This is a genomic window from Synechococcus sp. RedBA-s (assembly GCF_024345495.1).
Lineage (GTDB): Bacteria > Cyanobacteriota > Cyanobacteriia > PCC-6307 > Cyanobiaceae > Regnicoccus_A.
This window is the reverse complement of sequence record NZ_JAGQBF010000022.1, coordinates 21,026-42,578: the sequence shown is the minus strand read 5'-3', so window position 1 is coordinate 42,578 and position 21,553 is coordinate 21,026. Positions and strand designations below refer to the sequence as shown.

Below are 21,553 nucleotides of genomic sequence, written 5' to 3'. Positions count from 1 at the left end.
CTGGGTGAGCGCAGCGCAGAGCGAGACTCCCCAGCCGGGCCCCCAGCCAGGCTGGAGCTTCTGGATCGATCGGGGCGGCACCTTCACCGATCTGGTGGGCCGCTCCCCCAGCGGCCAACTCGTGGTCCGCAAGGTGCTCTCGCAGCAGCCCGGGCGCTCCGGTGATTTGCCTGCTGGTCTGCCTGGTGATCCCGCGGTGGCGGCCATGCGTGAGCTGCTGGGGCTGGGGCCCGCTCAGCCCATTCCCGCCGGCGCGGTGCGGGAGGTGCGCATCGGCACCACCGTGGCCACCAATGCCCTGCTGGAGGATCGCGGTGCCCCCACCCTGCTGTTGATCAGCTGCGGCTTTGCCGATGCCGCCTGGATCGGCGACCAGCACCGGCCTGATCTGTTTGCCCTGCAGGTGGAGCGGCCGGCCCCGCGCTACCGGCGGGTGCTGGAGGTGGAGGGGCGCCTGGCGGCCGATGGCTGTGAGCTCACGCCGCTGCGGCTCGACGGGGCGCTGGAGCAGGCTCTGCACCAGGCCCGCCGCGATGGTTTCAGTAGTTGCGCGGTGGCCCTGCTGCACAGCGCTCGCCATCCCCGCCACGAATGTCAGTTGGGCCAGTGGCTGGCGCCGTTCGGGTTTGATCAGGTGGTGCTCTCCCACCAGCTGGGCCGGCGGCCGCGGCTGGTGCCCCGGGCCCAGACGGCTGTGGTGGAGGCCACCGTGGCACCGGCCCTGAAGGCCTATCTGGATCAGCTGATCGCCGAGCTCGGGCCCCACTGCCGCCTGCGGGTGATGCAGTCGAGCGGCGGCCTGGTGGCCCCGGAGCTGCTCAAGGCCAAGGACACGATCCTCTCCGGGCCGGCCGGCGGCATGGTGGCGGCCGTGCGCCTGGCGGGGGGGAGGGGCACACCGATCGTGGGCTTCGACATGGGCGGCACCTCCACCGATGTGTTCCATGGGGAGGCCGGCGGTCCGGCCCCGGGCTGGGGGCGCCGCCACGACACCGAGATCGCCGGCCTCACCCTGCAGGCGGAGATGCTGCCGATCCATACCGTGGCGGCCGGCGGGGGGTCGCTTGTGCACTTCGATGGCCAGCGGCTGCAGGTGGGGCCCGCCTCCGCAGGGGCCGATCCCGGCCCGGCCTGCTACCGGCGCGGCGGCCCACTCACGATCACCGACGCCAACCTGCTGCTGGGCCGCCTCCAGCCCGAGGCGTTTCCGGCGGTCTTTGGCCCCGATCGAGATCAGGGCCCCGATCCTCTGGTGGTGCGGCAGGGCTTCCAGCAGCTGGCACAGCAGGTGTCCCAGGCCAGTGGGGCCTCCACCACGCCGGAGGCCCTCGCGGAAGGGGCCCTGGCCATTGCCATTGAGCGGATGGCGGAGGCGATCCGGCGCATCTCGATCCAGCGCGGCCACGATCTGCGTGGCGCCACCCTCGTTTGCTTCGGCGGGGCCGGCGGCCAGCACGCCTGTGCCCTGGCTGAGCGGCTTGGCATGGCCCGGGTGCTGCTCCACCCCCTGGCGGGGGTGTTCTCGGCCTACGGCATCGGCCTGGCCGACCAGCGCCTGTTGCTGGAGGAGCCGGTGCGTCGTCCCCTGGATCAGCAGCTGGTGGAGCAGTTGCAACGCCAGGCCTCTGCCCTGCTGGAGCGGGGTCAGCGGGACCTGGGCGCCGAGGCCCGCGCCGAGGTGAGTGTGGGCGTGCGGCTGGCGGCCAGCGAGCTCAGCCTGCCCCTGGAGCTGCAGGAGGCCGGGGCCCTGCGGAGCCAGTTCGAGCGAGACCATCACCGTCGCTTCGGCCACAGCCCCGACAACGCCGAGCTCCTGGTGGAGTGGCTGCTGGTGGAGGTGGTGGCGGCTGCCGATGCCGGCGAGGTTGAGGCTGCCGCCGCTGAGATCGGCGTAGTACGCCGGCTGGATGGAGCCGCTGCAGCTGGCGAGCAACGACTGATCCCGCTCCACTGCGACGGCGCCTGGCGATCCGGTCCACTGCTCCGCCGCGAGCAGCTGGCGACGGACCAGCGGCTTGACGGCCCAGCGCTGCTGGTGGAGGCCACCGGCACCATCTGGCTGCCCCCGGGCTGGAGGGCGGAGTGTCAGGCCGATGGCTGCCTGCTGCTCAGTCATGGCTCAGCTGGGCTGCAGCCAGCTGAGCCATCAGCGCAGCAGGGGACCACCGTGGATCCGGTGAGCCTGGAGCTGTTCAACCACCGCTTCAGCGCCATCGCCGAGCAGATGGGGGTGCGCCTGCAGCAGAGCGCCCGCTCGGTGAACATCCGCGAGCGTCTCGATTTCTCCTGTGCCCTCTTCGATCAAGCGGGGGAGCTGGTGGCCAACGCCCCCCACATCCCCGTGCACCTGGGCTCGATGGGGGCCAGCGTGGCCGGCCTGCTGGCGGCGGTGCGCCGGGGGGAGCGCCCAGCCCTGAGGCCCGGCGACGCGATCGTCTCCAACGACCCCGCCAACGGCGGCACCCACCTCCCCGACCTCACCTTGATCACCCCGATGTTCGTGCCCCGCGAGGGAGCGGATCCAACGGACAGCTCCGGGCCGGCGCCCCAACCTGATGGGTTCGTGGCCTGCCGCGGTCACCATGCCGATGTGGGCGGCATCACTCCTGGCTCGATGCCCCCCTTCAGCCGCTGCCTGGCCGAGGAGGGCCTCCTGCTCGACAACGTGCCCCTGCTGCGCGATGGCGTGCTGCTGGCCGACGACTGGAGGCGGCGGCTGGAGGCCGGTCCCCATCCCGTGCGCAATCCGGAGCAGCTGCTGGCCGACCTTCAGGCCCAGCTGGCGGCCAATCAGCTGGGGGCCCAGCTGCTGCTGGAGCTGGGCCGGCGGGAGGGCGTCCAACGGCTGAGCGCCTTCATGGCCCATGTGCAGGACAACGGCGCCGAAGCGGTGCGGCGGGTGATCGATCGGCTCGAGCCGGGCGCCTTCAGCCTTCCCCTCGATGGCGGCCTGCGCATCCAGGTGGCGGTGAGCATCGATCGGGCCTCCCGCCGGGCGCTGATCGATTTCAGCGGCACCTCCCCCCAGGACCCCGGCAACCGCAATGCCCCCCTGGCGATCACCCGGGCGGTGGTGCTCTACGTATTCCGCTGCCTGGTGGGGGAGTCGGTGCCGCTCAATGCCGGCTGTTTCCGGCCGCTGGAGCTGGTGGTGCCACTGGGCTGCCTGCTGCGCCCCGGCCCCACGGCCGCGGTGGTGGCCGGCAATGTGGAAACGTCACAGGCGATCGCCAATGCCCTCTTCGCCGCCCTCGGGGTGATGGCCGCCGCCCAGGGCACCATGAACAACCTCAGCTTCGGCAACGAGCACTATCAGTACTACGAGACGATCTGCGGCGGCTGCGGCGCTGGCCGCGGCCTCGATGGCCGGGGTTTTGCCGGTGCTTCGGCGGTGCAGAGCCACATGACCAACTCCCGCCTCACCGACCCCGAAATCCTCGAGCAGCGCTTTCCGGTGCGGCTAGAGGAGTTTGCTCTACGGCGCGGCAGCGGCGGCGCGGGCCGCTGGCGGGGCGGGGATGGGGTGGTGCGGCGGATCCGCGCCCTGGAGCCGATGACCGCCTCCCTCCTCTCCAGTTCCCGCCAGGTGGCTCCCTTCGGGCTGGCCGGCGGTAGCGCGGGCGCCTTGGGCCGCAATCGGCTGATCCACCGCGATGGCCGCGAACTTGAACTGGGCGGATCGGCGCAGCTGGAGCTGGCCGCCGGAGATGTGCTCCTGATCGAAACCCCTGGAGGCGGAGGCTATGGCGGCCTCTGAACGCCGCCGGCGCCGGCGGCTCAGGCGGCTGATGGTGGCTGAAGGGCCCCTGCTGGCATTGGCGTCCTTCACCGCGTTCACACTCCTGCCGCTCTCAGCGGCGGCCAATGTGCTCCAGGAGGCCAGCCAGCGCTTCCAGCCGCAGTGGTCGGCGGGGGGGATGGTGGCCAGCCAGGAGCTGGAGGCCTCCCGGGCCGGCCGTGATGTGCTGCGGGATGGGGGCAATGCCGTCGATGCGGCGGTGGCCACCTCCTTCGCCCTGGCGGTCAGCCATCCCCAGGCGGGGAACCTCGGTGGCGGCGGTTTCCTGGTGCTCTGGCAGCCGGAGCGGCTCAGTCGGGGGCGGCCGCTGGGGCCCCAGGAGCGGCGGGTGGGTCAGGGCCGGGCCGTCACGGTCAACTTCCGCGAGAGCGCTCCCCTGGCGGCCGGGCCCGATCTGCTGCTGGATGCCTCCGGGGCGGTGGATCGCCGCAAGGCCACCCGCAGCCTGCTCAGCAGCGGGGTGCCCGGCACGGTGGCGGGGCTGCTGCTGGCCCACCGCCACTACGGCCGACTGAGCCTCGCTCGGGTGATCGCCCCCTCGATCCGCCTGGCGGAGCAGGGGGTGGTGGTGAGCAAGGCCCTGGCCGATTCCCTCGAGGCCGCGGCCCCCCTGTTGCGGGCTGATCCCGAATCAACGCGGCTGTTCCTGCGCCCCGGTGGGCGTCCCTACCGGCCGGGCGAGCGCCTGCGTCAGCCCGAGCTGGCCGCCACCCTGCGCCGCATCGCCGCCCAGGGCGAGCAGGGCTTCTACCAGGGGCCGGTGGCCGAGGCGCTGGTGGCCCTGATGCGCCGCAGGGGAGGCCTGATCAGCGCTGACGATCTGAGCGGCTACCGGGCCCGGCTTCAGCCGCCCCTGCTGGGGGACTGGCGTGGCCATCCCGTGATCGCCATGCCCCCGCCCAGCTCCGGCGGTGTCAGCCTGATCCAGCTGCTCAACATCCTGGAGGGCTTTGATCTGGCGGCCCTGGGCCTCAACAGCGCCGCCGCCCTGCATCCGATGGCTGAGGCGATGAACCTGGCCTTCCGCGACCGCAACCGCTGGCTGGGCGATCCACGCTTTGTGGCCATGCCCCTGGAGCGGTTGCTGAGCCAGGGCTATGCCGATGAGCTGCGCCGCACGATCCAGGCCGGGCGCCACCGGCCGGCGCGGGAACTCGATGCCCCCCCCGGGGCCCGCGCCGCCGAAAGCCCCAACACCACCCACCTCTCGGTGATCGACCGCGACGGCACGATGGTGGCCACCACCACCACCCTCAACTTCCCCTATGGCAACGGTGTGAGCGTGCCGGGGGCCGGCTTCCTGCTCAACAACGAGATGGACGATTTCACGGCCCTTCCGGGGGCCGCCAACGCCTTCGGCCTGGTGCAGGGAAAGGCCAATGCGATCGCAGCGGGCAAGCAACCGCTGAGCTCGATGGCGCCCACCCTGGTGCTCACCCCCGCCGGCGGACCGCTGCTGGCCAGCGGCAGCCCCGGCGGCAGCCGGATCATCACCACGGTGCTGCAAGTGTTGCTCAATCGCCTGGAGCACGGTCTCAACCTGGCCTCGGCGGTGGCCGCCAGCCGGATTCACAGCCAGCACTGGCCGGATGAGCTGGCTGTAGAGCAGGGCTTCAGCCTCGACACCCTCCAGCTGCTGGTGGCGATGGGCCACCGCTGGCGGCTGGCTCCGGCCATGGGGGCGGCCCACTCGCTCGAAGCCCTCCCCGGCGGCGGAACCCTGGGGGCGGTGGACCCGCGGCGGGCGGAGGCGGCCCTGGCGGGCGAGTGAAACTGGGGGCATCCCCGCGCCCATGCCCCGTCGTGCCCCTGCCTTCTGTCCCCAAGGCCGTGCTGTTGGCTGAATTCACCCATGCGGAGTGGATGTGGAGCGGCGGTCTGATTGAGATCAGCCTGGTGCTGGCGGCCCTGCTGGGGGCCGTCTGGCTGGTCAATCGCCGCAGCTGAAAGCCGCTCAGAACCTCATTCCCTGACCGCGGCCACCCCAGCTCCACCGGGCCTCCGAAGCTGGATCCATTGGCAGGACGGGCGAGCGCCCATGCTCGAGCTTCTTCCACCCCTCAACGACCGCAACCTTCCCTGGATCGACACGATTCACCCGATCGTGGTTCATTTCGTGATCGCGATGGCCCTGATCGCGTTCGTCTTCGACGTGATCGGTCGCCTAGCGGGCAAGCCCTCGCTCTATGAGGTGAGCTTCTGGAATCTGCTCTTTGCCACGGTGGCGATCTTCATTGCGATCATCTTCGGCCAGGTGGAGGCGGGGCTGGCCAATCCCTACGGCGCCTCCCGCGAGATCCTCAACCTGCACAGCACCCTCGGCTGGGTGCTGGCCGGGGTGCTCTCGGTGCTCACCGCCTGGCGCTACGTGATCCGCAGCCGAGACCCGCTGCAGCTGCCCCTGGCCTTTCTCGGGGCGGGCAGCCTGCTTAGCGCCCTGGTGGTGGTGCAGGTGCTGCTCGGCAACCAGCTGATCTGGGTCTATGGCCTCCACACCGTCAAGGTGGTGGAGGCGATGCGCGCGGGGCTGGTGTGATGGAGCTCGGAGCCAATGATCTGCCCTACCGGCTGCCGATCCACCCGAACCTGGTCCATCTCACGATCGGCCTGTTCGTGATCGCCATCGCCTTCGATATCGCCGGAGCGCTCTTTCCCTTCGAGAGGCGGCTGTTCCGCTTCCTGGCCCTGCCGGTGACCCGCTCCGGTCTGCACGATGTGGGTTGGTACAACCTGCTGGCCTGCTGCCTGATCAGCTTCTTCACCGTGGCGGCGGGTTTTGTGGAGATGCAGCTGGCTGATCCGCTTCCCGGGATCACCAGCAGCTTCGCCATGGGCAGCACCGCCACCATGCTCTGGCATGGGGCCGTGGGCGTGGCCCTGCTCTTCGCGATCGTGCTGATGACCGTCTGGCGTGGCTTTCAGCGCTTCCGCTGGCGCCGCGAGATGGGTCGCCAGGTGCAGTGGAGCTACCTGCTGGTGGGGCTGTTGGTGTTTGCGTTGATGGCCTGGCACGGCACCCTCGGCGCCCAGCTGGGGGTGGAGTTCGGCGTGCATGTCACGGCCAGCCAGCTGCTGGGCGAAGGTGCCAGCCTGCGCGAGGCCCTGCCATGACCTCCACCCCGCAGCGCTTTTTTTGGCCCCGACTGATCGGCCTGGCCCTCTGGCTGGTGCTGCTCACCCTGCTCAGCCTTTGGATGGGGGCCCAGGTGCCCCGCTGGTTGCCGGTGTCGGCCTCGTCGGCGGCTCCGCTGGTGGATGGCCTCTTCGGATTCGAAACGGCCGTTGCCACCTTCGTGTTCGTGGGGGTGGTCTCGGTGATGGTCTGGGTGATGCTGTTCAACCGCGCTGAGAAGTACGACATCAGCGATGCGGAGCCGATCGAGGGCAACACCACCCTGGAGATCATCTGGACCGTGATCCCCCTGGTGCTGGTGATGGGCATTGCCGCCTACACGATCCAGGTGAACCGCGAGATCGGTCTTATCGGCCCCATGGACCACTCCCATGCCCCAGCCAGCTCCGCCGCCGGCGCCTCCGTGCCAGGGGGTGAGGTGCAGGTGATCGCCCGCCAGTGGTCGTGGGAGTTCCGCTACCCGGTGGCCGGGGTGTCTTCCACGGAGCTGCACATGCCCATCGATCGCCGCCTCGGCCTGCAGCTGGAGAGCAAAGACGTGATCCACGGTTTCTATGTGCCGGCCTTTCGGCTCAAGCAGCAGGTGATCCCAGGCCGCTCGATCACCCTCTTCATCACCCCCACCCGCGAAGGCCGCTACCGCCTGCGCGACTCGGAATACAGCGGCACCTGGTTCGCCGCCAACCAGGCCGATGTGGTGGTGGAGAGCGAGGAGGCCTACCAGGACTGGCTGCGGCGCGCCTCCCGGCTGCCGCTGCAGCCCGGCCTCAGCGAGGCCTCACGCGAATACGCCCAGCAGCTCAGCGGCGAGCGCGGCAGCGGCTACGCCACCATCGCCCCCGCCCCGCCGCCGCTGGTGAATGTGCCCGGCTCCAACACCCTTCCCCACGACGGCTGATCCCATGACCTCCACCGCCGGCGTTGACTCACGCATCCTCAAGGCGCCCCATCCGGTGCCCGGTGCCCCGGACAACTGGAAGCGCTTCTTCAGCTTCAACACCGACGCCAAGGTGATCGGCATCCAGTACATCGTCACTGCCCTCTTGTTTCTGCTGGTGGGCGGTCTGCTGGCGATGATCATGCGCGGTGAGCTGATCACACCGGAGGCGGATCTGGTGGATCGCACCGTGTACAACGGCCTCTACACGATGCACGGGACGATCATGCTCTTCCTGTTCATCTTTCCGGTGCTCAACGGGCTCAACAACCTCCTGATCCCCTGCATGATCGGCGCCCCCGACATGGCCTTCCCCAAACTCAATGCCGCCGCCTTCTGGATGGTGCCGGTGTTTGGGGTGATCCTGATGGCCAGTTTCCTGGTGCCGGGAGGGCCGGCCTCATCCGGCTGGTGGTCGTACCCGCCGGTGAGCCTGCAGAATCCACTCGGGCACCTGATCAACGGCGAAGCCCTCTGGATCCTGGCGGTGGCGCTCTCGGGCATCTCCTCGATCATGGGTGCCGTCAACTTCGTGACAACAATCCTGCGCATGCGCGCCCCTGGCATGACCCTGGGCCGCATGCCGATTTTCTGCTGGACGGCCCTCTCGGCCCAGACGATTCAGCTGATCGGCCTCCCTGCCCTCACCGGTGGTGCCGTGATGCTGCTGTTCGACCTGGCGGTGGGCACCTCCTTTTACCGGCCTGAGGGCGGCGGTGATCCGGTCCTCTATCAGCACTTCTTCTGGTTCTATTCCCACCCCGCCGTGTATGTGATCATCCTGCCGGTGTTCGGGGTGTTCTCCGAGCTGTTTCCGGTGTACGCGCGCAAGCCCCTATTCGGCTATCCCTTCGTGGCCGGGGCTTCCCTGGTGATCGTGGGGCTGAGCCTGATCGTCTGGGTGCACCACATGTTCCCCAGCGGCGTTCCCCAGTGGATGCGCGATGTCTTCATGGTCACCACCATGCTGATCGCGGTGCCCACCGGCATAAAGGTGTTCGCCTGGCTGGCGACGCTGTGGGGAGGGAAGTTACGCCTAAACACGGCGATGCTGTTCGCCCTCGGTGGCCTGTTCAATTTTGTGTTCGCAGGCGTCACCGGCATCATGCTGGCCACGGTGCCTGTGGATATCCACGTCAACAACACCTATTTCGTGGTAGGCCATTTCCACTACGTGATCTATGGTGCGGCCACCATGGGTGTCTACGCCGCCATCTATCACTGGTTCCCTAAATTCACCGGACACATGTATTATGAGGGTCTGGGCAAACTTCATTTCCTGCTCACCTTTGTGGGCACCAACCTCAACTTCTTCCCGATGCATCCCCTCGGCCTGATGGGCATGCCCCGCCGGGTGTCGTCCTACGACCCGGAATTCGCCTTCTGGAATGTGATCGCCAGCCTCGGTGCCTTCCTCCTGGGGGTCTCGATCATTCCCTTTCTGCTCAACCTGGTGAGCTCCTGGGTACGGGGGCCGAAATCACCGGCCAATCCCTGGAATGCCATCGGCCTGGAGTGGCTGCTGCCCTCACCACCGCCGGCTGAAAACTTCGAGGAACACGTGCCCACGGTGATCAGCGGCCCCTACGGCTATGGCACCGGCCGGCCGCTGGTGGAGCACCAGGATGAAATCGAGCGCGCCCTTCTGCAGGCCTGAGCCATGACCATCAGCCCTCCACTCGATGCCCCCCCGACCCCCCAGGGCCAGGGTCATCAAGCGGCTCACGCCAACCACAGCCTCACCGGCTTCATCATCTTTCTCTGCTCTGAGAGCGTCATCTTTCTGGCGTTCTTCACGGGCTATGCGGTGCTGAAGCTCTCGGCCCTGCAGTGGCTGCCGCCAGGGGTGGAGGGGCTGGAGTGGCGCAGCCCCCTGCTCTACACGCTGGTGCTGGTCTCCAGCAGCGGCACGGTGGCCCTGGCTGAGCGCTGCCTCTCCAGGGGCCAGCTCTGGGGCTTCCGCGCCTTCTGGCTGCTGAGCATGGCAATGGGGGCGGTGTTCCTCTATGGCCAGGCGATCGAATGGCGTTCGCTGCCTTTCGGGATCACCAGCGGCAGTTTCGGCAGTTGCTTCTACCTGCTCACCGGCTTCCACGGCCTGCATGTGCTCAGCGGCATCCTGCTGATGGCGCTGATGCTGCAGCGCTCCTTCCGCCCGGCCAACTACGCCGCTGGTGAGCAGGGGGTGATCGCCACCTCCCTGTTCTGGCACTTTGTGGATGTGATCTGGGTGATGCTTTTCCTTCTCCTCTACGCCTGGTCATGATCCTCGACGACCAGCACCACGATGTGATCGTGATCGGCTCCGGCGCCGCCGGAGGCAGCCTGGCCGGAGCGCTGGCTGCCAAGGGGCGCTCGGTGCTGCTGCTGGAGCGCGGCGGGGTCATGGACCTGGCCGATCAGAACGTGGCCAGCGTCGATCTGTTCCGAAAAGACCGCTATCACCCTGGCGACGACTGGTTCGGCCCCGATGGCGATCCCTTCTCCCCCCAGACGATTTACGCCCTGGGCGGCAACACCAAGATCTGGGGCGGGGTGTTGGAGCGCATGTGGCCGCGGGAGTTCGAAGGCTTGCCCCTGCAGGAGGGTGTCGCCCCCGCCTGGCCGCTCAGCTACGACGAGCTCGCCCCCTGGTACGACCGTGCCGAGGCCCTTTACCGCGTCCATGGCCGTGCCGGCACGGACCCGCAGCAGCCGCCGCGCAGCGGCCCCTATCCCTATGAGCCGCTGCCGCTGGATCCGATCTTCGAGCCGCTGCGCCAGGGCCTGCAGCGCCAGGGCCGCCATCCCTACGACCTGCCGCTGAGCTGGTCGGAGCAGCCGGAGGATCCCAGTGGTGACGCGGAACTGTTCGGGGTGCAGCCGGCCCTGGAGCATCCCGGCACCCGCCTGATCAGCAACGCCCGCGTCACCCGGCTGCATGTGGATCCCAGTGGCCGCGAGGTGAAGGGGGTGCAAGCCGAGATCGATGGTCAGAGCTGGCTGTTCCGGGGCGATCAGGTGGTGTTGGCCGCCGGTGCGGTGAACACTCCGGCCCTGCTGCTGCGCTCCCGCAGCTCACTCCACCCCCACGGCCTGGCCAATGGCAGCAACCAGGTGGGCCGCCACCTGATGAAGCCCCAGCTCACGGCGATCCTGCAGCTGGCCCGCGAACCCCACAGCGGCCGCTTCCCCCGCAGCCTCGGCGTCAACGATTACCTCTGGGGCGATCAGAACGTCAGCTTTCCGCTCGGCCACATCGAAACCGGTGGCGGGGTGTTGCAGGACGCCCAGTTCGCCGAGTCACCGCCGGTGCTCTCCCTGGTGACGCGGCTGCTGCCCAACACCGCCCTGCAGCAGCTGGCGGTGCGCTCGATCTGCTGGTGGGCCATGAGTCCGGTGCTGCCCGACCCCGAGAACCGTATCGAGCTTCGCGGTGAGCGGCTGAGCATCCAATATCTGGCCAACAACCTCGAAGCCCACGACCGGCTCGTTTACCGCTGGCTCTCGGTGCTCAAGGCCGTGGATGCCGATCCGCTCACCCCCGAAGTGCGCCCAGCCCCCTTCTATCCCCGCGGCGAGGCGCCCCTGGCGGTGATCGGCCACGCCTGCGGCACCTGCCGCATGGGCGATGATCCAGCCACCTCCGTGGTCGACCGCGACGGCCGTGTCCACGGCCTGGCCAATCTGACCATCGCCGATGCCAGCGTCTTCCCCAGCTGCCCGATCGTCTCGCCCGGCCTCACCGTGATCGCCAATGCCCTGCGGGTGGCGGAGCGGTTCTAAGCTTCCCCCATCAGGGATCTGGAGGATCGAACACCCATGGCCGAACGCGGATTCACCGCCAGTCCCATCCTGGCCAGTGCCATCGCCGGAGCGGTGATCGGTGCTGCCGGTCTGGCCTGGTGGCTGCTGGCAGAGGCCGAGAGCCGCCGCCTGGCCCAGCGTCAGCGCCGCACCCTCACCCTTTCGCGCCTGCAGGGGGGCTCCCGCGACAGCGACGACGGCGAGCGGCGGCCCCTGCTCAAGCGCGAGCTGCAGCACAAGGTGAACGAACTGAATCGGGCGATCGAAGACGTGCGCCGCCAGCTGGAAACCCTCAGCCCCGAAGCCTGAGCCGCGGCAGCACGCCTCGGTAAGTTGCTTCCGGTGCCACTGAAGGGTTCATGCTCCGTTCCGCCGCTATCACCGCAGGGGTTCAGCGTTCTCCCAATCGGGCCATGCTGCGGGCCGTCGGTTTTGGCGACGGTGATTTCAACAAGCCGATCATCGGCATCGCCAACGGCTACAGCACGATCACGCCCTGCAACATCGGCCTCAACGATCTGGCCCGCTGCGCTGAGGAATCCGCCCGCCTGGCGGGGGCCATGCCGCAGATGTTCGGCACGATCACCGTCAGCGACGGCATCTCGATGGGCACCGAGGGGATGAAGTACTCCCTGGTGAGCCGCGAGGTGATCGCCGATTCGATCGAAACCGCCTGCAGCGCCCAGAGCATGGATGGCCTGCTGGCCATCGGCGGCTGCGACAAGAACATGCCCGGCGCCATGCTGGCGATGGCGCGCATGAACATCCCGGCGATCTTCGTGTATGGCGGCACGATCAAACCCGGCAAGCTCGGCCCCTGTGACCTCACTGTGGTCAGTGCTTTCGAGGCGGTGGGCCAGTTCTCCGGCGGCCTCATCAATGAAGACGAACTGCTGGCGATCGAGAAGAACGCCTGCCCTGGAGCCGGAAGCTGCGGCGGCATGTTCACCGCCAACACGATGAGCTCCGCCTTTGAGGCCATGGGCCTGAGCCTGCCGGGCAGCTCCACCATGGCGGCCGAGGATCCCGAGAAGGCCGAGAGCGCCAGCCGCTCCGCCGAAGTGCTGGTGCGGGCGATCGAGGCCAACATCTGTCCCCGTGATCTGATCACCCGCGAGGCGATCGAGAACGCCATCAGCGTGATCATGGCGGTGGGGGGCTCCACCAATTCGGTGTTGCACCTGCTGGCGATCGCCAGCACCGCCGAGGTGCCGCTCACGATCGATGATTTCGAAACCATCCGTCAGCGGGTGCCGGTGATCTGCGATCTCAAGCCCAGCGGCCGTTTCGTGACGGTGGATCTGCACCGCTCCGGTGGCATCCCTCAGGTGATGAAGCTGCTGCTGGATGCGGGTCTACTGCACGGCGACTGCCGCACGATCGAGGGCCTCACGCTCAAGCAGGTGCTGGCCGACGTGCCCAGCGAGCCCCCGGCCGATCAGGAGGTGATCCGGCCCCTCTCCAATCCCCTCTATGCCAAGGGTCACCTGGCGATCCTCAAGGGCAACCTGGCCACCGAGGGGGCCGTCGCCAAGATCAGTGGTGTCAAGACCCCGGTGATCACCGGCCCTGCCCGGGTGTTCGAGAGTGAGGAGAGTGCCCTGGAGGCGATCCTCGCCGGTGGGGTCCATGCCGGTGATGTGGTGGTGGTGCGCTACGAGGGGCCGGTGGGCGGGCCCGGCATGCGCGAGATGCTCTCTCCCACGGCCGCGATCGTGGGTCAGGGGCTGGGGGAATCGGTGGCGCTGATCACCGACGGCCGCTTCAGCGGTGGTTCCTATGGCCTGGTGGTGGGCCATGTGGCCCCCGAGGCCGCCGTGGGCGGCACCATCGCCCTGGTGCGGGAGGGCGACAGCATCACGGTGGATGCGCACCAGCTGCTCATCCAGCTCAATGTGGACGCGGGCGAGCTGGAGCGGCGCCGGGCGGCCTGGGCGGCACCCGAGCCCCGCTACCGCAGGGGAGTGCTGGGCAAGTACGCGCGGCTGGTGAGCAGCAGCAGCCTGGGGGCCGTCACCGATCAGGACTGAGCAGGGCTGAACAGGGCCCGCAGCCGCCGGGCCAGGGCCTCCAGCGCCGCACCGGCGGGCGGGCGCTCGCAGCGCTGGCCGCTGTCGCCATCCATCCAGACCGGGTGATGGCCCTGCCAGAGCATCGGTTGATCTGTTTGCTCGGGCCAGCTCAGCATCAGGTGCAGATCTTCGCCGCTGCGGTAAAACTCCAGCTCGATGTCGTTGAGCTCTGTTCGCTCGCCATCGGCCCGGCGGCAGAGCAGCCGCAATGTGCATTCATCTTTGCCTGGCTCGGCCTCAGGCCTCGCCGAGATCAGCTCAGGTGCGCCGGAGTTGATCACCACAGCGTGCCGGTTCGGCTTCATGCAGAGATCAGCCGCTGCCGCCACCCGACTGAGCAGGTTGCTGGGGCCGGGCCCATCAACGGCTGCGCTGAGGCTCTCCACCTCAGGGAACGGCCCGGATCGCTTCCACCTCAAGGCGCAGGGCACCGGCGCGGAAGCCGGGGTTGGGCCGGCCATCGTCACCGAATCTGGAGTGCAGGATCTGCAGCCGCGTGATCCGGCCGCCATCAAAGCGCAGCAGCGGCAGGGTCATGGGCTGGGCTCGCAGCGAGGGTTTCAGCTGGCTGAAGGGGATCTCCACCGTGGTGGGGCCCTCAGGGCTGGTGGCGAACTCGCTCACCCAGCGCAGCCCCCCCGGGATCAGCTCGGTGAGGCCGGCCACCCCATCGGCGCAGGCCACCGCCAGCTTGTAGCGCCGACCATCGCCGCGCAGATCGAGCTGCAGCGCCCGGTAGGCGCTCAGATCCAGGGGCGGCGAGAACAGGGGGGAGCGGCAGCTGACGAAGCCGCCGCCGGCTTCGACCACCTCCGCCTCCAGCACCAGCCCTGATGGTCCGCTGCGGCAGACGCCGCTGCTGCTCCCGCCCATGATCGTGTCGTTGAGGGCCAGCCAGCCGCTGAAGCCATCACCGCTCACCACTAGCAGAGGTGCCACCATCAGGGCCAGTTCGATCACTCCTCCAAGCCTGCCGCAGCGGCGGCATCGGCGAGGATCAGTACCGGCTGACGGGGGCTCACCAGCCGGGCCGGGGTGCGCTCGGGTGATTCGTCGGGATCCAGCAATCGGCGCAGGGCCTGCTGCTTGCCCGCTCCGCTCACCTGGAACAGCACCTGGCGCGCCGCGCTCAGCACCGGAGCGGTGAGGGTGACGCGGGGTAGCCCCTTGCCTTCGCTCACCGTGGCCTCCCGATCGTTCACCGCCAGGGCGGGAGTGCCTGGAAAGAGCGAGGCCGTGTGGCCGTCTTCCCCGAGCCCCAGCAGCACCAGATCGAAGACCGGTGGATCCCCGGGGCAGGTTCTGGCCACCAGGGCGGCATAGGCGGCGGCACTGGCCTCGGGGCTCTCCAGATCGGTGGGCACCGGCTGGAAATGGGCCTCGGAGCCAGGGCCCTCCGCCAGCAGGGTCTGGCGCAGCATCAGGGCGTTGCTGGAGGGGTCGTCGGCAGCCACCCAGCGTTCATCGCCCAGCAGCACATCCACCCGTTGCCAGGGCAGCCGCTCCCTCGCCAGCAGCCGGTAGGCGGCGGCGGGGGTGCCACCGCCGGCGAGGGCGATCTGGGCCCGATCGCGCTGGGCCAGGGCCAGATCGATGCAGGCGGCGATGGTCTCGGCGGTGCGCCGGGCCAGTTCCTCGCCATCGGCGGCCACTTCGAGCCGGTAGGTGGCCGGTGGCTGGCTGCGCATCACAGCCACTCGGTGTGGAAGCTGCCGTCCCGGTCCACCCGCTGGTAGGTGTGGGCGCCGAAACAGTCGCGCATGGCCTGCAGCAGGTTCTGGGGTAGGCGCGCCGTGCGGTAGCTGTCGATGTAATCGAGGGTGCTGCTCAGGCAGGGCACGGGAATGCCGGCCAGGGCCGCACCGGCCACCACCTGACGCAGGCCGCTCAGGCGCGTGTTCACCTGCTCGGCGAACCAGGGGTCCACCATCAGGTTGGCCAGATCCGGATTGGTGTCGTAGGCGTTCTGGATGCGCTGCAGCAACTTGGCGCGAATGATGCAGCCCCCCTTCCAGATCTGGGCGATCGAGGAGAGGTTGAGGTTGTAGTCGTGCAGGGCGGAGGCCTCCACCATCAGGGCCATGCCCTGGGCGTAGCTGGCGATGCAGGCCAGAGTGATGGCATCACGCAGGGCCGGCATGCCCTCGGAGGGTTCCCCCAGAGACACCGCTGCGGCCGCTGCCGGGGCATCGATCACGCTGGCCGCCGCCAGACGCTCGGTGTGCAGGGAGCTCATCACCCGGCCATTGAGCGCCGCGTAGATGGTGGGCACCGGCACTCCCATCTCCAGGGCGCTGACCACGGTCCACAGACCGGTGCCCTTCTGACCGGCCACGTCGAGGATCTTCTCCACCAGATCACCGCCATCCTCGGGATCACGGGTGCGCAGGCAGACCTCGGTGATCTCCACCAGATAGGAGGAGAGCTCCTCGAGCTGGTTCCAGCCGTCGAACACCTGGGCCATCGCCAGGCCATCCATGCCGGCGCAGCGCTTCATCAGGTCGTAGGCCTCCACCAGGATCTGCTCGATCCCGTACTCAATGCCGTTGTGGACGGTCTTGACGAAATGGCCGGCACCGCCGGGGCCGATGTAGGTGACGCACGGGCCGTCGTCGACCTGGGCGGCCATCTTGCGCACCAGCCCTTCGATGGCGTCGTAGGCGGCCTTGGTGCCGCCGGGCATCATGCTCGGACCCTCCAGGGCCCCCTTGGCGCCGCCGGAGACCCCCATGCCGATGTAGCCGAAGCTCCGGCTCTCCAGCTCCTTCACCCGCCGCTCGGTGTCGGTGTAGAGGGAGTTGCCGCCGTCGATCAGCAGATCGCCGTCCTCCAGCAACGGCGAGATCTGGGCGATCATGGCGTCGATGGGTGAGCCCGCCTTGATCATCATCAGGATGCGGCGGGGCCGCTCCAGGGCGCCGACGAACTCCTCAAGGGTGTGGGCGCCGATGATGTTCAGCCCGGCGGCCCGCCCCTTGAGGAAGTCTTCGGTCTTGGCGTAGGTGCGGTTGAAGACGACGCTGGAGTAACCGTTGCGTTCGGCGTTGAGGACCAGGTTCTCGCCCATCACTCCGAGGCCGATCAGGCCGAAGTGTGCTTTGCTCATGAGAAGTTGGCGTGCAGGCCGTTCGGCTTCAGTGTGGCCTTGCGCCTGCCCGAACGCCGTTGGCTCGGGCTCTCTGTCAGCAAGCGCTCAGATCACGGTGCCGTTGGCGATGGTGGCGTTCTTCTCCACAACCACGATGCCGTTGCGGATGTAGAAGCCCAGCTCCGGGCGATCCGCCTCCTCAATCCGGTCCTTGTTCACGATCGTGACGTTGCTGCCGATGCGCACGTTCTTGTCGAGGATCGCTCGCCGCACGGTGGTGCCACGACCCACACCCACCGGAATGCCGCCCCGTTCGCGCAGCACGGCCCGCTCCTCGGAGGATTCAAAGAAGTCGGCACCCATCACCAGGGTGTCCTGCAGCACCACCTCCCCTTCGATCCGGGAGCGCACGCCGAGCACGCAGTGGTGAATGCTGCAATTCTGCAGCAGGGATCCTTCGCCGATGATCGACTGGGTGACCTGGGCCTCCAGCAGTTTGCTCGGGGGCAGGTAGCGGGGCCGGGTGTAGATCGGGAACTTCTCGTCGTAGAAGGAGAAGGCGGGCCTGGGCTGGTCGGTCAGGGCCAGGTTGGCTTCGTAGAAGGCCCCGATCGTGCCGATGTCCTCCCAGTAGTCGTCGAACAGGTAGGCCCTGAGGTTGTCTCCCTGACCGAGGGCGGTGGGAATGATCTCCTGGCCGAAATCAGTGGAGCCGGGGTTCTGCGCCAGCAGATCGAAGAGGGTGTTGCGGCTGAAGACGTAGATGCCCATCGAAGCCAGGTAGGGCCTGCGGGCGGCTTCGGCTTCCGCCAGCCCCAGCTTGGCGGTGTCCACCCTCATGGCCTCCAGGGCTGCGCCCTTGGGTTTTTCGGAGAACTCACGGATGCGGCCATCGAGGTCGGTGCGCATCAGCCCGAAACCCTCGGCCTGGGCGCCATCCACCGGCAGGGCTCCCACCGTGAGGTCAGCGCCCGACTGGATGTGGTGATCGACGAAACGGCTGTAGTCCATCCGGTAGAGCTGATCACCGGAGAGGATCAGGTACTGATCCACGTCCCATTCCTGGAACAGCCACTGGTATTTGCGCACGGCATCGGCGGTGCCCTCGAACCAGCTGGGGCTCTCGGGGGTCTGCTGGGCGGCCAACACTTCGACGAACCCCTGGCCGAAGCCTGCGGAGAGGTTGTAGCTCTGGGTGAGGTGGCGGTTGAGGGAGGCGCTGTTGAACTGTGTCAGCACGTAGATCTTGTTGATCCCCGAGTTGATGCAGTTGCTGATGGGAATATCGATCAGGCGATACTTGCCGGCGAGCGGTACAGCCGGCTTGGCCCGCATCTTCGTGAGGGGATAGAGACGGGTGCCGGCGCCTCCGCCGAGAATGATCGCCAGAACCCGCTTCATCACTGCCCTCCGAGACTGCTGCCGTCAGCGTGGGAGCACCGTACCGGATCGGGGGCCTTGCAAAGCTCGCCAACCCTTGGCTGAGACCAAAAACGTGGATAACCGCTGTAGCCCCAGCGACATCAACCCTCGTCGTCCTCGGCGTCGAGGGCAAACAGCTGGTGCAGCACCTGCATCGCCTGATGGCGCTGCTGGCGGGGCTGGGGCGCCCGCAGGTTGGTGACCGGGCTGTGCAGGATCTTGTTGATGATGCCCTTGCTCAGGGCCTCCACCACCTTGCGCTCCCGCACCGAGAGGTCGGGGCCCATGCGGCTGAGGGCCTTCTGCAATTCCTGCTCGCGGATCTGCTCCAGCTGCTGGCGCAGGCGGTTGAGGGTGGGCACCGCCTCAAGTCCATCCCACCACTCCAGAAACTGACGGGCCTCCTCCTGCAGCAGCCCCTCGGCTTCGGCGGCGATGTCGCGCCGGGCCTCCTGGTTGCGGGTCACGACCTCCTGGAGGTCGTCGACGTCGAAGGAATCAACCCCGGCGAGCTGGCCCACATCGGCGCTGATGTTGCGCGGCACACCGATGTCGATGAGCATCAGCGAGGAGCGCCGGTTGAGGCCTTCGAGCCGCCCGGCGTCGATGATCGGCTCCTCCGCTCCGGTGCTGGTGAACACCAGGGAGCAGGTGCTCAGGCAGTGGTCCAGGTCGCTCAGGGGGCGGCACTGGACAGGGAACTCGGGAAAGTCGGCGGCGAGGGCCTCGGCTCGCTCGGCTGTGCGGTTGAGCAGCACCAGGCCGCGACAGCCCTTGGACTGGAGGTGCTGCAGCAGCAGCCGGGCCATGCGCCCGGCCCCCACCACCGCTACCTGCTCCTGATCCAGCGGCACCAGTTCGTCGAGGCCGCGGGCCTGGCCCACCTTGAGCTGGGCCAGTTCCACGGCGGCGGAGCTGATCGAGACCGCTCCGGTGCCGAGGTTGGTTTCGCTGCGCACCCGCTTGCCGGTGCTCACCGCCTGGTTGAGCAGACGGTTGAGGATCGGTCCGATCGAACCGTGTTCCTGGCCCAGCCGCACCATCTTCTTCACCTGGGAGAGGATCTGGCCCTCCCCCAGCACGAGGCTGTCGAGGCCAGCGGCCACCCGCAGCAGGTGCGCCACCGCTTCCTCGTGGTGGTAGGTGAACAGATGGGGCGTGAGCTCACCGAAATCCAGCCCGGAGTGCTGGCTCAGGAAGCTGCCCACGGCATGGATCCCCTGCTCGGGGCTGCGCAGCAGGGTGTAGATCTCGAGCCGGTTGCAGGTGCTGAGGATGGAGGCCTCGAGTATCTGGGAGTCCCCGCGCAGATTCTGGAGAGATTCCTCCATGGTCTGCTCGGGGATGCTCAGTCGCTCCCGGATCTCGACCGGAGCCGTGCGGTGGCTGAGGCCGACGACGGCGATGTGCATGGGGGGCGGCTCAGCGCAGGGCGACGCTGAGAGCGCCGGGCTTGATGTGCACCGTATCGGTGAAGCGGGCCGACGAGTCGAGCGAGCTGATGATCAGGCTGCTGGTGCGGGTGCAGTCGCGCTCGAACACCACCCCTTTGAACAGCAGGCCGGGGGTGATGCCGCTGCCGGCGAACACCACGTTCTCACCGGAGGCCAGCTCCTCGGCCTCATAGACCTTGTCGATGTCGGTGATGCCCATCGAGTTGAGCCGCTCGATGTTGCCTTCCTTGGTGTAGTCGGCCCACTCGCTGGTCTGGGCGATGGCGGGGTCGTACACCAGCTGGCCCTGGAAGTGGGCGCCGAGGCAGCGCAGGGCTGCCGCGGAGATCACCCCTTCGGGGGCGGCGCCGATGCCCATCAGGCAGTGGGTGCCGGTGCCGGCGAAGCCACAGGCGATCGCGGCCTGCACGTCACCGTCGCTGATGGGCTTCACCCGGGCGCCGGTGGCGCGGATCTCGGCGATCAGGTCCTTGTGCCGGGCGCGGTCCATCACCACGATGACCAGATCGCTGGCGGGCATGCCCAGGCAGGAGCTGAGGATGGCGATGTTCTCAGTGGCGCTCTTGCGAATGTCCACCTTGCCCTTGGCCGCCGGGGGGGCCGCCAGCTTCTTCATGTAGAAGTCGGGGGCATTGAAGAGGCCGCCGCGGTCGGAGGCGGCCAGCACGGCCATCGAACCGTCCTGGGCGTTGGCGCAGAGGTTGGTGCCCTCGCAGGGATCCACGGCGAAATCGACGCCGGGGCCGGTGCCGCTGCCCACCTCCTCGCCGATGTAGAGCATCGGCGCCTCATCGCGCTCGCCCTCGCCGATCACAATCCGGCCCTGCATGGCGATGGAGCCCATGCGGGTGCGCATCGCCTCGACGGCGGCGGCATCGGCCTCATCTTTCTTGCCGAGCCCGGTGAGGTGGGCGGAGGCGATGGCGGCCTGCTCGACGACTTCGAGCAGTTCCTGAATGAGGGTGCGATCCACGACGGTCCGGCAGGGGGGAGAGAAGGCGTCAGCAGAAAGACAGGCAGACCAGCTGCGGCAAGGTCTTTCCGACAAGAAGCGGGCGCCACTGTATCAGCGCCGTGTGAGCCGCCTCACCGTGCGTTCCTACAATCGCTGAGCTCCCTTGCCCCCGGTGGCCCCAACCATGAGCACGAAGCCTCTGGTGATCGCCCCGTCGATCCTTTCCGCTGATTTTGCCCGCCTCGGTGACGAGGTCAGGGCCGTAGACGAGGCTGGAGCCGACTGGATCCATGTCGACGTCATGGATGGCCGTTTCGTTCCCAACATCACCATCGGCCCGCTGATCGTCGAGGCCCTGCGCCCCGTCACCAGCAAGCCCCTCGATGTCCACCTGATGATCGTGGAGCCCGAGCGCTATGTGGGCGATTTCGCCAAGGCCGGCGCCGACCACATCTACGTGCAGGTGGAAGCCTGTCCGCACCTGCACCGCAACCTGGGCCAGATCAAGGACCTGGGCAAAAAAGCCGGCGCCGTGCTCAATCCCGGCACTCCCCTGGAAACACTGGAGTACTGCCTCGAGCTCTGCGATCTGGTGCTGATCATGAGCGTCAACCCCGGCTTCGGCGGCCAGAGCTTCATCCCCTCGGCTGTGGAGAAGGTGCGACGCCTGCGCCGGATGTGCGATGAGCGCGGTCTCGATCCCTGGATCGAAGTGGATGGGGGTCTCAAGGCCACCAACACCTGGCAGGTGGTGGAAGCCGGCGCCAATGCCATCGTGGCCGGATCGGCCGTGTTCAACGCCCCCGACTACCGTGCCGCAATCGAGGGCATTCGCCACAGCCGCCGCCCTGAGGCCGTGCTGGCCTGAGCGGCGGCTCAGAGTGATTGTTCGCGCAGCAGGACTGGA

19 protein-coding genes are annotated in these 21,553 nt (G+C 68.1%); 12 read left to right on the top strand and 7 right to left on the bottom strand.

Annotated elements, in window-relative coordinates:
• Positions 1-4 precede the first annotated feature (4 nt).
• The 11 genes from KBY67_RS10330 to ilvD all read left to right on the top strand — a co-directional run bounded on the left by KBY67_RS10330 (position 5) and on the right by ilvD (position 13,685).
• Entirely contained in the window at positions 5-3,757 is a 3,753-nt protein-coding gene (locus tag KBY67_RS10330; protein WP_255110943.1) for a hydantoinase B/oxoprolinase family protein, read from the top strand.
• Positions 3,744-5,570, top strand: a complete 1,827-nt coding sequence (gene ggt, locus KBY67_RS10325; protein ID WP_255110942.1) for a gamma-glutamyltransferase — start codon at positions 3,744-3,746, stop codon at positions 5,568-5,570. Before KBY67_RS10330 ends, ggt begins: the two co-directional genes overlap by 14 nt.
• Positions 5,571-5,602: 32 nt before the next feature.
• Complete coding sequence (locus tag KBY67_RS10320) at positions 5,603-5,746, top strand: hypothetical protein (protein WP_255110941.1); 144 nt, start codon at positions 5,603-5,605, stop codon at positions 5,744-5,746.
• A 91-nt stretch (positions 5,747-5,837) separates the two neighbouring features.
• Positions 5,838-6,335 (top strand): DUF2231 domain-containing protein, encoded by a 498-nt coding sequence (locus KBY67_RS10315; protein ID WP_255110940.1) that lies wholly within the window; start codon positions 5,838-5,840, stop codon positions 6,333-6,335.
• On the top strand, positions 6,335-6,910 hold the full coding sequence (locus tag KBY67_RS10310; RefSeq protein WP_255110939.1) for a DUF2231 domain-containing protein: 576 nt from the start codon (positions 6,335-6,337) through the stop codon (positions 6,908-6,910). The genes KBY67_RS10315 and KBY67_RS10310 overlap by 1 nt, the downstream gene beginning before the upstream one ends.
• Complete coding sequence (locus tag KBY67_RS10305) at positions 6,907-7,830, top strand: cytochrome c oxidase subunit II (protein WP_255110938.1); 924 nt, start codon at positions 6,907-6,909, stop codon at positions 7,828-7,830. The genes KBY67_RS10310 and KBY67_RS10305 overlap by 4 nt, the downstream gene beginning before the upstream one ends.
• Positions 7,831-7,834: 4 nt before the next feature.
• The gene (locus KBY67_RS10300; RefSeq protein ID WP_255110937.1) at positions 7,835-9,526 is read left to right on the top strand and encodes a cbb3-type cytochrome c oxidase subunit I; all 1,692 of its coding nucleotides are present in this window, start codon (positions 7,835-7,837) and stop codon (positions 9,524-9,526) included.
• Positions 9,527-9,529: 3 nt separating this feature from the next.
• Positions 9,530-10,135, top strand: coding sequence for a heme-copper oxidase subunit III (locus KBY67_RS10295; protein ID WP_255110936.1), 606 nt, complete (start codon positions 9,530-9,532; stop codon positions 10,133-10,135).
• Positions 10,132-11,634 (top strand): GMC oxidoreductase, encoded by a 1,503-nt coding sequence (locus KBY67_RS10290; protein ID WP_255110935.1) that lies wholly within the window; start codon positions 10,132-10,134, stop codon positions 11,632-11,634. Before KBY67_RS10295 ends, KBY67_RS10290 begins: the two co-directional genes overlap by 4 nt.
• A 36-nt stretch (positions 11,635-11,670) precedes the next feature.
• A complete protein-coding gene (locus tag KBY67_RS10285; protein ID WP_255110934.1) occupies positions 11,671-11,964 on the top strand; it encodes a hypothetical protein in 294 nt (97 codons plus the stop codon).
• A 50-nt stretch (positions 11,965-12,014) separates the two neighbouring features.
• A complete protein-coding gene (gene ilvD / locus KBY67_RS10280; RefSeq protein ID WP_255110933.1) occupies positions 12,015-13,685 on the top strand; it encodes a dihydroxy-acid dehydratase in 1,671 nt (556 codons plus the stop codon).
• Here the strand turns inward: ilvD and KBY67_RS10275 are convergent.
• The 7 genes from KBY67_RS10275 to glpX form a co-directional block, all read right to left on the bottom strand.
• The gene (locus tag KBY67_RS10275; RefSeq protein ID WP_255110932.1) at positions 13,676-14,113 is read right to left on the bottom strand and encodes a hypothetical protein; all 438 of its coding nucleotides are present in this window, start codon (positions 14,111-14,113) and stop codon (positions 13,676-13,678) included. The two genes, ilvD and KBY67_RS10275, sit on opposite strands and share 10 nt — an antisense overlap.
• 1 nt (position 14,114) lies before the next feature.
• A complete protein-coding gene (locus tag KBY67_RS10270) occupies positions 14,115-14,669 on the bottom strand; it encodes a CIA30 family protein (protein ID WP_255110956.1) in 555 nt (184 codons plus the stop codon).
• A 14-nt stretch (positions 14,670-14,683) separates the two neighbouring features.
• Positions 14,684-15,415, bottom strand: a complete 732-nt coding sequence (gene pgl / locus KBY67_RS10265; RefSeq protein ID WP_255110931.1) for a 6-phosphogluconolactonase — start codon at positions 15,413-15,415, stop codon at positions 14,684-14,686.
• Positions 15,415-16,833, bottom strand: coding sequence for an NADP-dependent phosphogluconate dehydrogenase (gene gndA / locus KBY67_RS10260; RefSeq protein ID WP_255110930.1), 1,419 nt, complete (start codon positions 16,831-16,833; stop codon positions 15,415-15,417). The genes pgl and gndA overlap by 1 nt, the downstream gene beginning before the upstream one ends.
• Before the next feature lie 87 nt (positions 16,834-16,920).
• Positions 16,921-18,216 (bottom strand): glucose-1-phosphate adenylyltransferase, encoded by a 1,296-nt coding sequence (locus KBY67_RS10255; RefSeq protein ID WP_255110929.1) that lies wholly within the window; start codon positions 18,214-18,216, stop codon positions 16,921-16,923.
• A 122-nt stretch (positions 18,217-18,338) separates the two neighbouring features.
• On the bottom strand, positions 18,339-19,649 hold the full coding sequence (locus tag KBY67_RS10250; RefSeq protein WP_255110928.1) for a glutamyl-tRNA reductase: 1,311 nt from the start codon (positions 19,647-19,649) through the stop codon (positions 18,339-18,341).
• A gap of 10 nt (positions 19,650-19,659) precedes the next feature.
• Positions 19,660-20,664 carry a class II fructose-bisphosphatase gene (gene glpX, locus KBY67_RS10245; protein ID WP_255110927.1) on the bottom strand — a complete coding sequence of 335 codons (1,005 nt, stop codon included), beginning with the start codon at positions 20,662-20,664 and terminating at the stop codon, positions 19,660-19,662.
• Positions 20,665-20,830: 166 nt separating this feature from the next.
• On the opposite strand from glpX, the gene rpe reads away from it, so the two are divergent.
• Positions 20,831-21,514 carry a ribulose-phosphate 3-epimerase gene (gene rpe / locus KBY67_RS10240; protein ID WP_255110926.1) on the top strand — a complete coding sequence of 228 codons (684 nt, stop codon included), beginning with the start codon at positions 20,831-20,833 and terminating at the stop codon, positions 21,512-21,514.
• The last annotated feature ends 39 nt before the right edge of the window (positions 21,515-21,553 follow it).